The sequence below is a fragment of the Streptomyces sp. NPDC034043 genome (genome assembly GCF_055575675.1).
Genome location: NZ_JBVISF010000011.1, coordinates 185,252 through 198,753, shown reverse-complemented (window position 1 = coordinate 198,753; position 13,502 = coordinate 185,252). Strand labels below are relative to the sequence as shown.

The following is a 13,502-nucleotide window of genomic DNA, read 5'->3' as shown; positions in this document are numbered from 1 at the left end:
CGGGTACACCCACGCGCGGGAGTCGTCCATGACTGTCACCACCCAGCAGGCGGCGGACCTCCTGCGGCAGCAGGATCCGCAGATGGCCGACATCCTCGAAGGGGAGCGGCAGCGGCAGGCGGCCACCTTGCAGATGAGCGCCGCCGAGAACTTCACCTCGCCCGCCGTGCTCGCGGCGCTGGGCTCCGCGCTCGCCAACAAGTACGCCGAGGGGTATCCCGGCGCCCGCTACCACGGGGGCTGTGAGTACGCGGACCTCGCCGAGCGGACCGCCGTGGAGCGGGCCAGGGCGCTCTTCGGGGCCGAGCACGCCAACGTCCAGCCCCACTCCGGCTCCGCGGCCGTGCTGGCCGCCTACGCGGCGCTGCTGCGGCCCGGGGACACCGTACTGGCTATGGGGCTGGCGCACGGCGGGCACCTCACGCACGGGTCGCCCGCCAATTTCTCCGGCCGCTGGTTCGACTTCGTCGGGTACGGGGTCGACGCGGAGACCGGGCTCGTCGACTACGGGCAGGTGCAGCGGCTGGCCCGTACGCACCGCCCCAAGGCCATCGTGTGCGGGTCGATCTGCTACCCCCGCCACCTCGAGTACTCGGCGTTCCGCGAGATCGCCGACGAGGTCGGGGCCCACCTGATCGCCGACGTCGCCCATCCCATCGGGCTCGTCGCCGGCGGCGCGGCGCCCAGCCCGGTCCCGTACGCGGACCTGGTCTGCGCGACCACCCACAAGGTGCTGCGCGGTCCGCGCGGCGGGATGGTCCTGTGCGGCGCGGAGTTCGCGGAGCGCGTCGACCGGGCGGTGTTCCCCTTCACGCAGGGCGGCGCCCAGATGCACACCATCGCCGCCAAGGCGGTGGCCTTCGGCGAGGCGGCGACCCCGGCCTTCGGCCGGTACGCCCACCGGGTCGTCGCCAACGCCCGGGCCCTGGCCGCCGCCCTGGAGCGGCGCGGGTTCGCCGTGACGACCGGCGGCACGGACACCCACCTCGTCAGCGCCGATCCGGCCGGGCTCGGCGTCGACGGGCCGACGGCGCGCGGCCGCCTGGCCGCGGCGGGGATCGTCCTGGACACCTGCGCGCTGCCGTACGGGGACCAGCGCGGCATTCGCCTGGGTACCGCGGCGGTCACCACGCAGGGGATGGGGGAGCCGGAGATGGCCGTGATCGCGGAGCTGTTCGCGGCCGCGCTGCGCGGGGAAGCGGCGGGAACGCGGGCGAAGGTGGCCGACCTGACCAGTGGATTTCCCCCGTACGGGGCGTAACCGGGACGAGTATGGCGTAGTGCAACCGGAACGGGGCCCAGGTGCGTCCTCGTCCCTGGTGACATCGCGGCTAATGTGTGGGGCTGAGATGGCCGGCGATACATCTGGGGCAGCCAGTGCGTGAATATCTGCTGACGCTTTGCGTCACGGTCGCGGTGACCTACCTGCTGACCGGGCCCGTGCGGAAGTTCGCGATCGCGGCCGGCGCGATGCCGGAGATCCGCGCGCGCGACGTGCACCGGGAGCCGACCCCGCGGCTCGGCGGGATCGCCATGTTCGGCGGCATGTGCGCGGGGCTGCTGATCGCCGACCACCTGCAGAACCTCAACGGGGTCTTCGAGCGGTCCAACGAGCCGAGGGCCCTGCTCTCGGGTGCGGCGCTGATCTGGCTGATCGGCGTCCTGGACGACAAGTTCGAGCTCGACGCGCTGATCAAGCTGGGCGCCCAGATGATCGCCGCGGGCGTGATGGTCATGCAGGGCCTGACCATCCTGTGGATTCCGGTTCCGGGCATCGGCACCGTGGCGCTCACCCAGTGGCAGGGCACCCTGCTCACCGTGGCGCTGGTGGTGATCACGATCAACGCGGTGAACTTCGTCGACGGCCTCGACGGTCTGGCGGCGGGCATGGTCTGCATCGCCACGTGCGCGTTCTTCCTCTACGCCTATCGGATCTGGTTCGGCTACGGCATCGAATCCGCCGCTCCCGCGACCCTGTTCGCGGCGATCCTGATGGGCATGTGCCTGGGCTTCCTGCCGCACAACATGCATCCGGCCCGGATCTTCATGGGGGATTCCGGCTCGATGCTGATCGGCCTGGTGCTGGCCGCCTCGGCCATCTCGATCACGGGGCAGGTGGACCCCGACACGATGGCCCTCTTCGTCGGCGGTGAGCGCAACGCGACGCACGCGATGCTGCCGGTCTTCATTCCGCTGCTGCTGCCGCTGACGATCATCGCCATTCCGATGGCCGACCTGGTCCTGGCCATCGTCCGGCGCACCTGGAACGGCCAGTCCCCCTTCGCCGCGGACCGCGGCCACCTGCACCACCGGCTGCTGGAACTGGGGCATTCCCACAGCCGCGCCGTACTCATCATGTATTTCTGGTCGGGCCTGATCGCATTCGGCACGGTGGCCTATTCGGTGCATTCGGCCTCGATGTGGATCGTCCTCTCCCTCGCCGCGCTGAGCGCGCTGGGCCTCGTACTGCTCCTGATGCCGCGCTTCACCCCGCGCGCGCCGCGCTGGGCCGAGGGCCTGGTACCGCCGCGCTACCGGCACGGCGAGCGGGCCGCGGAGGCGGCCGTACGGGACGACGAGGGCCAGGAGCCGGTGCCCGCACGGCCCGTCGTGGCGGGGGTCTCGGGCGTCAACGGCGCGACCGCGGTAGGCCCCCGTTCGCGCCTCCCCGACCGGCGTAAGGCCGGATCGGCTCGCTGACGGCGCGGTCGCATGTCCGACATGGGTGCCCTTTAGCAGACAATGAGGCGCCTTGTCCTGCACACACGGGCGCATTAGCTCTCATGTGTGACAGTCAGCACACCGGGCAGGTAAAGCTCTCATCAAATAGTTTGTGATACCGTTCACTAAACCCGGTGACAGAGCCGAAGGACCGTAGTGCGACGGTCCATTGGCCCGAGGCTCTCGCTCGGACCGGGCTTACGCTCGTCCCCGTACGAGTTCCCGTACGAGTCCGTGCCCCCACCACCACGCGGAGCAAACCGCCATGCGGTCAGATGACGTCCGATCCCTCCTGCAAACCGCTGTACCCACCGCTCTCGCCGGCGCCATCGCGGCCGTGATCAGCGGTCTGGTCGTCGGGGGCAAGGGTGCCGTCGGGTCCGTCGTCGCGACCGCGGTCGTGATCGTCTTCATGGGACTCGGATTCGTCGTCCTGCAGCGCACGGCGAAATCCCTGCCGCACCTGTTCCAGGCCATGGGCCTCATGCTCTACGCCGCACAGATCCTGCTGCTCTTCGTCTTTCTCGCCGTGTTCAAGAACACGACGCTGTTCCACCCCCGTGCGTTCGCCATCACGCTCGTCGCCGCCACCCTGGTGTGGATCGGCGCACAGACGCGTGCTCATATGAAGGCGAAGATCCTGTACGTCGAGCCGGACTCGACGAAGGGTGAAAAGCCCGAGAACCCGGGGTCGAAGTCGTGAGGGGTAGGGCCGGGATAAGTGTGCGTTCGAGATGCTGCTATCGTCCGGTTCCAACTGCGGCACTGCGGGCGCGGGCATCTGAGCTGACGCCTGTTCCATCGCGAGGCTCGATGCCTGACTGCCGCCCCCACATCCGTTACACCAGTCCAGTGCCGAACCGCGGCTGCGCGCCGCGCCGACACAACGAGGTTGCCGTACCTATGCGCCACGCTGAAGGAGCCCGCGGTGAGTGCTGACCCGACGCAGGTCCTCGCCTTCGAGACCGACTGTCACATCTTCGACGGATGTGGATTCCCCGGCCCGGGCCTGCACTCGTTCCTCTTCGAGCCGCTGTGGGGCGAAGCCGGCAGCAATGCCTACTTCAACAAGCCGATGCTGCTGGCCCTCCTGGGCTCCGTCATCATCGTGGCCTTCTTCTGGGCCGCCTTCGGCAAGGCGAAGATCATCCCCGGCAAGCTCCAGATGGTCGGCGAGGCCGGCTACGACTTCGTGCGCCGCGGCATCGTCTACGAGACGCTGGGCAAGAAGGAGGGCGAGAAGTACGTCCCCTTCATGGTCTCCCTGTTCTTCTTCGTCTGGATCCTGAACGTCTGGTCGATCGTCCCGGTGGCACAGTTCCCCGTGACCTCGATCATCGCGTACCCGGCCGTCCTCGCGCTGATCGTCTACGTGATCTGGATGTCGGTCACCTTCAAGCGCCACGGCTTCGTCGGCGGCCTGAAGAACCTCACCGGCTACGACAAGAGCCTGGGCGGCGTCCTGCCGCTCATCATGGTCATCGAGTTCTTCTCGAACGTCCTGGTGCGCCCGTTCACCCACGCGGTCCGACTCTTCGCGAACATGTTCGCCGGTCACACCCTGCTGCTGCTCTTCACGATCGCCAGCTGGTACCTGCTGAACGGCATCGGCATCGCCTACGCCGGTGTGTCGTTCGTGATGGTGATCGTGATGACCGCCTTCGAGCTCTTCATCCAGGCCGTCCAGGCGTACGTCTTCGTCCTCCTGGCGTGCAGCTTCATCCAGGGCGCGCTCGCCGAGCACCACTGAGCCAGGCCCGCCCCCGCTCAGCCCCCCGTATTCGTCCGGTGGCCAACCCCCACCGGTCCGTGAAAGAGAAGGAAGAACTGGCATGTCCCAGACCCTTGCCGCCGTCACCGGCTCCCTCAGCTCCGTTGGTTACGGTCTCGCGGCCATCGGCCCCGGCGTCGGCGTCGGCATCATCTTCGGTAACGGCACCCAGGCCCTCGCCCGCCAGCCCGAGGCTGCCGGCCTGATCCGCGCCAACCAGATCCTCGGCTTCGCCTTCTGTGAGGCGCTCGCCCTGATCGGTCTGGTCATGCCGTTCGTCTACCCGAGCTCCTGATCCTCGGTCTCGACGAACAGCCCACTAGACGAAAGGCACTGATGTGAACCTCATGGTTCTCGCGGCTGAGATGGAAAACCCTCTCATCCCGCCGATCCCCGAGCTCGTCATCGGTCTGATCGCCTTCGTCATCGTCTTCGGCTTCCTCGCGAAGAAGCTCCTCCCGAACATCAACAAGGTTCTGGACGAGCGCCGCGAGCAGATCGAGGGCGGTATCGAGAAGGCCGAAGCCGCTCAGACCGAGGCCCAGAGCGTGCTGGAGCAGTACAAGGCCCAGCTCGCCGAAGCCCGGCACGAGGCCGCGCGCCTGCGCCAGGACGCGCTGGAGCAGGGCACTGCGCTCAAGGAAGAACTGCGCGCAGAGGGCCAGCGGCAGCGTGAGGAGATCATCGCTGCCGGTCACGCCCAGATCGCGGCAGACCGCAAGGCCGCCGCTCAGGCGCTGCGTCAGGACGTGGGCAAGCTCGCCACCGACCTGGCCGGCAAGCTCGTCGGCGAGTCCCTCGAGGACGCCGCCCGCCAGAGCCGCACCATCGACCGCTTCCTCAGCGAGCTTGAGGAGAAGGCCGAGGCGGCCCGATGAACGGAGCGAGCCGCGAGGCGCTGGCCTCCGCGCGCGAGCGTCTCGACGCGCTGACGGACAACACGTCCGTCGACGCGGCGAAGCTCGCCGGTGAGCTGGCAGCCGTCACCGCGCTGCTCGACCGTGAGGTCTCGCTGCGTCGGGTCATCACGGACCCGGCGCAGTCCGGCGAGGCCAAGGCCGAGCTCGTCGGCCGGCTGCTGTCCGGCCAGGTGGGCGGGGAGACCCTCGACCTGGTGTCCGGCATGGCGCGCTCCCGCTGGTCGCAGTCCCGCGACCTGGTGGACGCGCTGGAGGAGCTGGCGGCCACCGCCGACCTCACGGCGGCCCAGCAGGGCAACGGGCTCGACAACGTCGAGGACGAGATCTTCCGCTTCGGCCGGATCGTCTCCTCGAGCACCGAGCTGCGCTCCGCGCTGACCGACCGCGCCGCCACCGGCACCGCCAAGAGCGAGCTGCTGCGCAGCCTGCTCGGCGGCAAGGTGAACGCCGTCACCGAGCGTCTGGTCATCCGTCTCGTCACGCACCCGCGTGGACGTAGCCTGGAAGCGGGACTCGAGTCCCTTTCCAAGCTCGCCGCCGAGCGCCGTGACCGCATGGTCGCCACCGTGACCAGCGCGGTTCCGCTCAGCGACGTGCAGAAGCAGCGTCTCGGCGCGGTGCTGGCCAAGCTGTACGGCCGCCAGATGCACCTGAACCTCGACGTGGACCCCGCGGTCCTCGGCGGGATCTCGGTGCGGGTCGGCGACGAGGTCATCGACGGCACCATCGCGGACCGCCTCGCCGAGGCGTCGCGCCGCATGGCCGGCTGACCAGCCGCCACCACACAGATACAAAGCATTCCTAGCGGCCCGGTTGGGCCGTGCAGAACTTGCAGAAGATTCCTGGGGGTCACCCCCAGACCCCTAAGAAGCTTCAGGCCCAACAAGGAGAGCAGGGAACCCAGATGGCGGAGCTCACGATCCGGCCGGAGGAGATCCGGGACGCACTGGAGACCTTTGTCCAGTCGTACCAGCCGGACGCGGCCTCGCGCGAGGAGGTCGGAACGGTCAGCGTTGCCGGCGACGGCATCGCGAAGGTGGAGGGCCTGCCCTCCGCCATGGCGAACGAGCTGCTGAAGTTCGAGGACGGCACCCTCGGTCTCGCCCTCAACCTCGAGGAGCGCGAGATCGGTGCGATCGTCCTCGGCGAATTCAGCGGCATCGAGGAGGGCCAGCCGGTGCAGCGCACCGGTGAGGTTCTCTCCGTAGGCGTCGGCGAGGGCTACCTCGGCCGCGTTGTCGACCCGCTCGGCAACCCGATCGACGGTCTCGGCGAGATCGCGACCGAAGGCCGCCGCGCCCTCGAGCTGCAGGCCCCGGGCGTCATGGTCCGTAAGTCGGTGCACGAGCCCATGCAGACCGGCTACAAGGCCGTCGACGCGATGGTGCCGATCGGCCGTGGCCAGCGTCAGCTGATCATCGGCGACCGTCAGACCGGCAAGACCGCCCTGGCCGTCGATACGATCATCAACCAGCGTGACAACTGGCGCTCCGGCGACGTGAACAAGCAGGTCCGCTGCATCTACGTCGCCATCGGCCAGAAGGGCTCGACCATCGCGTCCGTTCGCGGCGCCCTGGAAGAGGCCGGCGCGCTCGAGTACACGACGATCGTCGCCGCCCCGGCGTCCGACCCGGCCGGCTTCAAGTACCTGGCGCCGTACACCGGTTCCGCCATCGGTCAGCACTGGATGTACGCCGGCAAGCACGTCCTGATCATCTTCGACGACCTGTCGAAGCAGGCCGACGCCTACCGCGCCGTGTCGCTGCTGCTGCGCCGCCCGCCGGGCCGCGAGGCCTACCCGGGCGACGTCTTCTACCTGCACTCCCGTCTGCTGGAGCGCTGCGCGAAGCTCTCCGACGACATGGGTGCCGGCTCGATGACCGGTCTGCCGATCGTCGAGACCAAGGCCAACGACGTCTCGGCGTTCATCCCGACCAACGTCATCTCCATCACCGACGGCCAGTGCTTCCTGGAGTCCGACCTGTTCAACGCGGGCCAGCGCCCGGCGCTGAACGTCGGTATCTCGGTCTCCCGCGTCGGTGGTTCCGCGCAGCACAAGGCCATGAAGCAGGTTTCCGGCCGTCTGCGCGTCGACCTGGCCCAGTACCGCGAGCTGGAGGCGTTCGCCGCCTTCGGTTCCGACCTGGACGCCGCGTCGAAGGCCTCGCTGGAGCGCGGCAAGCGCATGGTCGAGCTGCTGAAGCAGGGCCAGTACCAGCCGATGCCCGTCGAGGAGCAGGTCGTCTCCGTCTGGGCCGGCACCACCGGCAAGATGGACGACGTCCCGGTCAACGACATCCGTCGCTTCGAGTCGGAGCTGCTGGAGCACCTGCGCCGCGAGCGCAAGGACCTCCTCACCTCCATCGCCGAGGGCGGCAAGATGTCGGACGACACCCTGACGTCGATCGCCGACGCCATCGCCGCCTTCAAGCGCCAGTTCGAGACCTCGGACGGCAAGCTCCTGGGCGAGGACGCGCCGGCCGTCAACGTCTCCAAGTGACGACGGAAGGGACCTGACTCATGGGAGCGCAGCTCCGGGTCTACAAGCGTCGCATCCGTGCCGTCACGGCGACCAAGAAGATCACCAAGGCGATGGAGATGATCGCCGCCTCGCGCATCGTCAAGGCGCAGCGCAAGGTGGCGGCATCGATGCCGTACGCGACCGAGCTCACCCGCGCGGTGACCGCGGTGGCGACCGGTTCGAACACCAAGCACGCCCTGACCACCGAGGTCGAGACGCCGACCCGCGCCGCGGTCCTGCTCATCACGAGCGACCGCGGTCTGGCCGGCGGCTACTCCTCGAACGCCATCAAGCAGGCAGACCGGCTCACCGAGCGGCTGCGGGCGGAGGGCAAGGAGGTCGACAGCTACATCGTCGGCCGCAAGGGTGTCGCCTACTACGGCTTCCGTGAGCGCAAGGTCACGGACTCGTGGACCGGCTTCACCGACAGCCCGGCCTACGCCGACGCCAAGCGCGTCGCGGCGCCGCTGATCGAGGCCATCCAGACGGAAACGGCCGAGGGCGGCGTCGACGAGCTGCACATCGTCTACACGGAATTCGTGTCGATGATGACGCAGAACGCGGTGGACGGCCGGATGCTGCCGCTCAGCCTCGACCAGGCTGCGGAGGAGAGCGGTACGAAGGGCGAGATCCTTCCGCTGTTCGACTTCGAGCCGTCGGCGGAGGACGTCCTCGACGCCCTTCTGCCGCGCTACGTCGAGAGCCGCATCTACAACGCACTGCTGCAGTCGGCCGCTTCCGAGCACGCCGCCCGCCGCCGCGCGATGAAGTCGGCGACCGACAACGCCGGAGACCTCATCAAGAGCCTCTCCCGGCTTGCCAACGCGGCCCGCCAGGCCGAAATCACCCAGGAAATCAGCGAGATCGTCGGTGGCGCGAGCGCCATGGCCGACGCGACCGCGGGGAGTGACAAGTAATGACGACCACTGTTGAGACGGCCGCCGCCACGGGCCGCGTCGCCCGGGTCATCGGCCCGGTCGTCGACGTGGAGTTCCCCGTCGACGCGATGCCCGAGATCTACAACGCCCTCAAGGTCCAGGTCGCCGACCCGGCCGAGGACGGCAAGCTCAAGACCCTGACCCTCGAGGTCGCGCAGCACCTGGGTGACGGCCTCGTCCGCACCATCTCGATGCAGCCGACCGACGGCCTGGTCCGCCAGGCCCCGGTGACCGACACGGGCGAGGGCATCACCGTCCCCGTCGGTGACTTCACCAAGGGCAAGGTCTTCAACACCCTGGGTGAGGTGCTCAACTACCCGGAGGCGAACACCGAGGTCACCGAGCGCTGGCCGATCCACCGCAAGGCGCCGAGCTTCGACGAGCTCGAGTCGAAGACCGAGATGTTCGAGACCGGCGTCAAGGTCATCGACCTCCTCACCCCGTACGTCAAGGGTGGAAAGATCGGTCTGTTCGGTGGTGCCGGTGTCGGCAAGACCGTTCTGATCCAGGAAATGATCTACCGCGTCGCCAACAACCACGACGGCGTGTCGGTCTTCGCGGGTGTCGGTGAGCGTACCCGTGAGGGCAACGACCTCATCGAGGAGATGGGCGACTCCGGCGTCATCGACAAGACGGCGCTCGTCTTCGGCCAGATGGACGAGCCCCCGGGCACCCGTCTGCGCGTCGCCCTGGCCGGTCTGACCATGGCGGAGTACTTCCGCGATGTGCAGAAGCAGGACGTGCTCTTCTTCATCGACAACATCTTCCGGTACACCCAGGCCGGTTCCGAGGTGTCGACCCTGCTCGGCCGTATGCCCTCCGCGGTGGGTTACCAGCCGAACCTGGCCGACGAGATGGGTCTCCTCCAGGAGCGCATCACCTCGACCCGCGGTCACTCGATCACCTCGATGCAGGCGATCTACGTCCCCGCGGACGACCTGACCGACCCGGCGCCGGCGACCACCTTCGCCCACCTCGACGCGACGACGGTTCTCTCCCGTCCGATCTCCGAGAAGGGCATCTACCCGGCCGTCGACCCGCTGGACTCCACGTCCCGCATCCTGGACCCCCGCTACATCGCGGCGGACCACTACGCGGCCGCCATGCGCGTCAAGGGGATCCTGCAGAAGTACAAGGACCTCCAGGACATCATCGCGATCCTCGGTATCGACGAGCTGGGCGAGGAGGACAAGCTCGTCGTCCACCGTGCCCGTCGCGTCGAGCGTTTCCTGTCGCAGAACACCCACGTCGCCAAGCAGTTCACCGGCGTGGACGGTTCGGACGTTCCGCTCGACGAGTCGATCACCGCGTTCAACGCGATCTGCGACGGTGAGTACGACCACTTCCCCGAGCAGGCGTTCTTCATGTGCGGTGGCATCGAGGACCTGAAGGCCAACGCCAAGGAGCTGGGCGTCTCCTGATCCGGCGCGCTCCGCGAGGAGCGCTCCCGGTTCGCAGTCCCCAGGGAGAGGGGCGGGTGTCCCGTCCCTCTCCCCACGCCCATTAGAATTTGACCCAACACCCGGCTGACCCGCCGGGTGGTGACCCGAGGAGCCACCTTGGCTGCTGAGCTGCACGTCGAGCTGGTCGCGGCGGACCGCAATGTATGGTCCGGCGAGGCCACCCTGGTCGTCGCCCGCACCACGTCCGGCGACATCGGCGTCATGCCCGGTCACCAGCCGCTTCTCGGTGTGCTGGAATCGGGCCCGGTGACCATCCGTACCAGCGAGGGCGCCACTGTCGTCGCCGCGGTGCACGGCGGATTCATCTCGTTCGCGGACAACAAGCTGTCCCTGCTGGCCGAGATCGCCGAGCTCGCGGACGAGATCGACGTCCAGCGGGCGGAGCGGGCACTGGAGCGCGCGAAGTCGGAGGCCGACGCGGCCGCCGAACGTCGCGCCGATGTCCGGCTGCGCGCGGTCGCGGGGCACTGAGCCCCGTACCGAACAGTTTGATACCTCAGCCGCGGTCAGGTCCGGAATTTTCCGGACCGGGTCGCGGCTGAGGCGATGTACGTACTTTTGTGTGTGCGGTTTTCGATGAGCGAGGAGGTCGGTGAAGATGCTCCTCGCTCTGCTTGTGAGCGGCCTGGTCGTAGCCCTGGTGGTGATCGGGCTGTTCGTGTTCGGGTTGCGCCGCAGACTCATCCAGCGGTCCGGCGGGACCTTCGACTGCAGCCTGCGCTGGGGCGTGACCGACGAGCCGGACGTCTCCGGCAAGGGGTGGGTCTACGGGGTCGCCCGCTACAGCGGTGACCGGATCGAGTGGTTCCGCGTCTTTTCGTACTCCCCGCGCCCGCGCCGGCTGCTGGAGCGTTCCTCCATCGAGGTCCTCGCGCGCCGCGCGCCCGAGGGCGAGGAGGAGCTGGCCCTGCTGTCCGACGCCGTCGTGCTCGGCTGTTCCCACCGGGGGACCCGCCTTGAGCTGGCGATGAGCGAGGACGCGCTGACCGGTTTCCTGGCGTGGCTGGAGGCGGCGCCGCCCGGGCAGCGGGTGAACGTCGCCTGAGGCGTGCGGGGCACCGCCCGCAGGACGTGAGGAAGCCGGGGAGGCGGGGGACGGTCCCGCCTCCCCGGCTTCGTACCCTCATACGAGGGATCGCGGACCGGGGCGGTGCGTGGGGGTCACCGCAGCCCGGTGTGGATGGCGTCGGCCAGTTCGCCGTTCGCGGTGTCGCCGCTGAATTCCCAGAAGAAGGCGCCCTTGAGGCCCTGGTTCTTCAGCCAGGTCATCTTTCCGGCGATGGTCGCGGGGGTGTCGTAGCTCCACCAGTTGCCGCCGCACTTGGCGTAGGCCGTGCCGGCGACGGTGCCGGTCGTGGGGCAGCTGCTCTTGAGGACCTTGTAGTCCTCGATGCCCTGCTCGTAGGTGCCCGGGGCGGGTCCGGTCGCGGTGCCGCCGGGGGCGTCCTGGGTGACTCCGGTCCAGCCGCGGCCGTAGAAGCCGATGCCGAGGTTGAGCTTGGAGCCGGGGATCCCCTTGCCCTTGAGCTTGGTGATGGCGGCCTCGGAGTTGAATCCGGCGATGGGGATGCCGGCGTAGGAGGTCAGCGGGGAGTGCGGGGCGGTGGGTCCCTTGGCCTCCCACGCGCCGAAGAAGTCGTACGTCATGACGTTGTAGAAGTCGACGTACTGGGCGGCGCCCGCGTAGTCGGCGAGGTCGAGCTTGCCGCCGTTGGAGCCGTCGGCGGAGATCGCGGCGGTGACCAGGCTGGAGCCGCCGAACTTGGCGCGCAGGGCCGACATCAGGTTCTTGAAGGACGCGGCGCCGCTGGTGTCGCAGGACAGTCCGCAGGCGTTCGGGTACTCCCAGTCGATGTCGATGCCGTCGAAGACGTCCGCCCAGCGCGGGTCCTCGACCAGGGCGTGGCAGGAGTCGGCGAAGGCGGCCGGGTTCTGCGCGGCCTGGCCGAAGCCGCCGGACCAGGTCCAGCCGCCGAAGGAGTAGAGGATCTTGATGTGCGGGTACTTGGCCTTGAGCTCGCGCAGCTGGTTGAAGTTGCCGCGCAGGGGCTGGTCCCAGGTGTCGGCGACGCCGTCGACGCTCTGGTCGGCGGTGTAGGCCTTGTCGTAGTCGGCGTAGGCGTCGCCGATGGTGCACTTGCCGTTCTGGACGTTGCCGAAGGCGTAGTTGATGTGGGTGATCTTCGCCGCGCTGCCGGAGGTGATCAGGTTCTTCACGTGGTAGTTGCGCTGGTAGACGCCCCAGTTGGTGAAGTAGCCGAGCTTGACCTTGGTGCCCGGGTCCGGGGGCTGGGTGCCGCCGGGAGTGGTCACCGAGAGGGTGCCCGAGGAGGGGCCGGTCTGGCCGGCGGTGTCCCGGGCGGTGACCGAGTAGGTGTACGTGGTGCCCTTGGTCAGGCCGCTGTCGCCGAAGGTGGTGCCGGTGACGGTGGTGAGCCTGGTGCCGTCGCGGTAGACGTCGTAGTTCTTGACGCCCTTGTCGTCGGTGGCAGCCGGCCAGGACAGGGTCAGGGCGGTCTCGGTGACGCCGGTCGCGGTGGGGGTGCCGGGGGCCGAGGGCGGGGCGTCGGTGGGGTTGGACCCGCCGTCGCAGGAGCCGCCGTTGATCTTGCAGCCGGCGGGGGCGCCGGGCCCGGTGCCGTTGAAGCCGAAGCTGACGGTGGCGCCGGGGGCGAGGGTGCCGTTCCAGCCGACGTTCTTGGCCGTCCAGTGGTCGCCGGAGCCGGTGACGGTGGCGTCCCATGCGGAGGTCACCCGGGTGCCGGCCGGGTAGTCCCACTCCACGGTCCAGCTGCTGAGGGTGGTGGTGCCGGTGTTCTTCACCGTCCACTTGCCCTCGAAGCCGGAGCCCCAGTCGGAGACCTTCGTGTAGGTCGCGGTCGCGGAGGCGGCGGCCTGCGCCGGGCCCGCCAGGCCGACCAGGCCGGCGACGGGCAGGGCGAGGGCGGCCACGGTGGCGGCCAGCCTCCTGAACAGACGGTTGCGTCGTGGGGGTGCTGTGCTCAAGGGTGCTCCTCCGGAGGTCCGTACCGGTCGTGGGGCCGACCGGTACATGGGGGTGGGACCTGCGCCGCCCGTGAGCACGCCTCGCTGCGATCTTTGTCATGGCACGCTCACCACAGTGATGCGGTGAGACTAGAAAGGTCTGGACCAAGCGTCAAGAGGTCC

General features: G+C 68.8%; 13 protein-coding genes. 12 read left to right on the top strand and 1 reads right to left on the bottom strand.

Annotated elements, in window-relative coordinates:
* Positions 1-28 precede the first annotated feature (28 nt).
* From ACZ51S_RS25360 to ACZ51S_RS25305, 12 genes are all read left to right on the top strand, one after another.
* A complete protein-coding gene (locus ACZ51S_RS25360) occupies positions 29-1,261 on the top strand; it encodes a serine hydroxymethyltransferase (protein ID WP_468479008.1) in 1,233 nt (410 codons plus the stop codon).
* 116 nt (positions 1,262-1,377) lie between these two features.
* Entirely contained in the window at positions 1,378-2,700 is a 1,323-nt protein-coding gene (locus ACZ51S_RS25355; RefSeq protein WP_388939728.1) for an MraY family glycosyltransferase, read from the top strand.
* 286 nt (positions 2,701-2,986) lie between these two features.
* Positions 2,987-3,424, top strand: a complete 438-nt coding sequence (locus ACZ51S_RS25350) for a hypothetical protein (protein ID WP_388939730.1) — start codon at positions 2,987-2,989, stop codon at positions 3,422-3,424.
* A gap of 210 nt (positions 3,425-3,634) precedes the next feature.
* The gene (atpB, locus tag ACZ51S_RS25345; protein WP_388940003.1) at positions 3,635-4,471 is read left to right on the top strand and encodes a F0F1 ATP synthase subunit A; all 837 of its coding nucleotides are present in this window, start codon (positions 3,635-3,637) and stop codon (positions 4,469-4,471) included.
* Positions 4,472-4,553: 82 nt separating this feature from the next.
* The gene (gene atpE, locus ACZ51S_RS25340; RefSeq protein ID WP_007266589.1) at positions 4,554-4,787 is read left to right on the top strand and encodes an ATP synthase F0 subunit C; all 234 of its coding nucleotides are present in this window, start codon (positions 4,554-4,556) and stop codon (positions 4,785-4,787) included.
* A 52-nt stretch (positions 4,788-4,839) separates the two neighbouring features.
* Complete coding sequence (locus ACZ51S_RS25335) at positions 4,840-5,370, top strand: F0F1 ATP synthase subunit B (RefSeq protein ID WP_362471677.1); 531 nt, start codon at positions 4,840-4,842, stop codon at positions 5,368-5,370.
* The gene (locus ACZ51S_RS25330) at positions 5,367-6,182 is read left to right on the top strand and encodes a F0F1 ATP synthase subunit delta (protein WP_468800765.1); all 816 of its coding nucleotides are present in this window, start codon (positions 5,367-5,369) and stop codon (positions 6,180-6,182) included. The genes ACZ51S_RS25335 and ACZ51S_RS25330 overlap by 4 nt, the downstream gene beginning before the upstream one ends.
* A 134-nt stretch (positions 6,183-6,316) precedes the next feature.
* Positions 6,317-7,912: a F0F1 ATP synthase subunit alpha gene (atpA, locus tag ACZ51S_RS25325; protein ID WP_388939734.1), complete on the top strand. Its 1,596-nt coding sequence runs from the start codon at positions 6,317-6,319 to the stop codon at positions 7,910-7,912.
* A gap of 20 nt (positions 7,913-7,932) precedes the next feature.
* Positions 7,933-8,850, top strand: a complete 918-nt coding sequence (locus tag ACZ51S_RS25320; RefSeq protein ID WP_388939736.1) for a F0F1 ATP synthase subunit gamma — start codon at positions 7,933-7,935, stop codon at positions 8,848-8,850.
* Positions 8,850-10,292 (top strand): F0F1 ATP synthase subunit beta, encoded by a 1,443-nt coding sequence (gene atpD, locus ACZ51S_RS25315; RefSeq protein ID WP_468962044.1) that lies wholly within the window; start codon positions 8,850-8,852, stop codon positions 10,290-10,292. The genes ACZ51S_RS25320 and atpD overlap by 1 nt, the downstream gene beginning before the upstream one ends.
* A gap of 138 nt (positions 10,293-10,430) precedes the next feature.
* A complete protein-coding gene (locus tag ACZ51S_RS25310; RefSeq protein WP_388939738.1) occupies positions 10,431-10,805 on the top strand; it encodes a F0F1 ATP synthase subunit epsilon in 375 nt (124 codons plus the stop codon).
* 127 nt (positions 10,806-10,932) lie between these two features.
* A complete protein-coding gene (locus ACZ51S_RS25305; protein ID WP_467290514.1) occupies positions 10,933-11,379 on the top strand; it encodes a DUF2550 domain-containing protein in 447 nt (148 codons plus the stop codon).
* Between the two features lie 116 nt (positions 11,380-11,495).
* Here the strand turns inward: ACZ51S_RS25305 and ACZ51S_RS25300 are convergent, their stop codons facing one another.
* Positions 11,496-13,388: a glycosyl hydrolase family 18 protein gene (locus ACZ51S_RS25300; RefSeq protein WP_468800758.1), complete on the bottom strand. Its 1,893-nt coding sequence runs from the start codon at positions 13,386-13,388 to the stop codon at positions 11,496-11,498.
* Between the last annotated feature and the right edge of the window lie 114 nt (positions 13,389-13,502).

Bases quoted from the DNA above. Each gene is read 5' to 3' on its own strand.
- atpA (WP_388939734.1), top strand. From the start codon at position 6,317: ATGGCGGAGCTCACGATCCGGCCGGAGGAGATCCGGGACGCACTGGAG.
- ACZ51S_RS25350 (WP_388939730.1), top strand. From the start codon at position 2,987: ATGCGGTCAGATGACGTCCGATCCCTCCTGCAAACCGCTGTACCCACC.
- ACZ51S_RS25330 (WP_468800765.1), top strand. From the start codon at position 5,367: ATGAACGGAGCGAGCCGCGAGGCGCTGGCCTCCGCGCGCGAGCGTCTC.
- atpD (WP_468962044.1), top strand. From the start codon at position 8,850: ATGACGACCACTGTTGAGACGGCCGCCGCCACGGGCCGCGTCGCCCGG.
- ACZ51S_RS25335 (WP_362471677.1), top strand. From the start codon at position 4,840: ATGGTTCTCGCGGCTGAGATGGAAAACCCTCTCATCCCGCCGATCCCC.
- ACZ51S_RS25320 (WP_388939736.1), top strand. From the start codon at position 7,933: ATGGGAGCGCAGCTCCGGGTCTACAAGCGTCGCATCCGTGCCGTCACG.
- ACZ51S_RS25360 (WP_468479008.1), top strand. From the start codon at position 29: ATGACTGTCACCACCCAGCAGGCGGCGGACCTCCTGCGGCAGCAGGAT.
- atpE (WP_007266589.1), top strand. From the start codon at position 4,554: ATGTCCCAGACCCTTGCCGCCGTCACCGGCTCCCTCAGCTCCGTTGGT.
- ACZ51S_RS25300 (WP_468800758.1), bottom strand. From the start codon at position 13,388: ATGTACCGGTCGGCCCCACGACCGGTACGGACCTCCGGAGGAGCACCC.
- ACZ51S_RS25305 (WP_467290514.1), top strand. From the start codon at position 10,933: ATGCTCCTCGCTCTGCTTGTGAGCGGCCTGGTCGTAGCCCTGGTGGTG.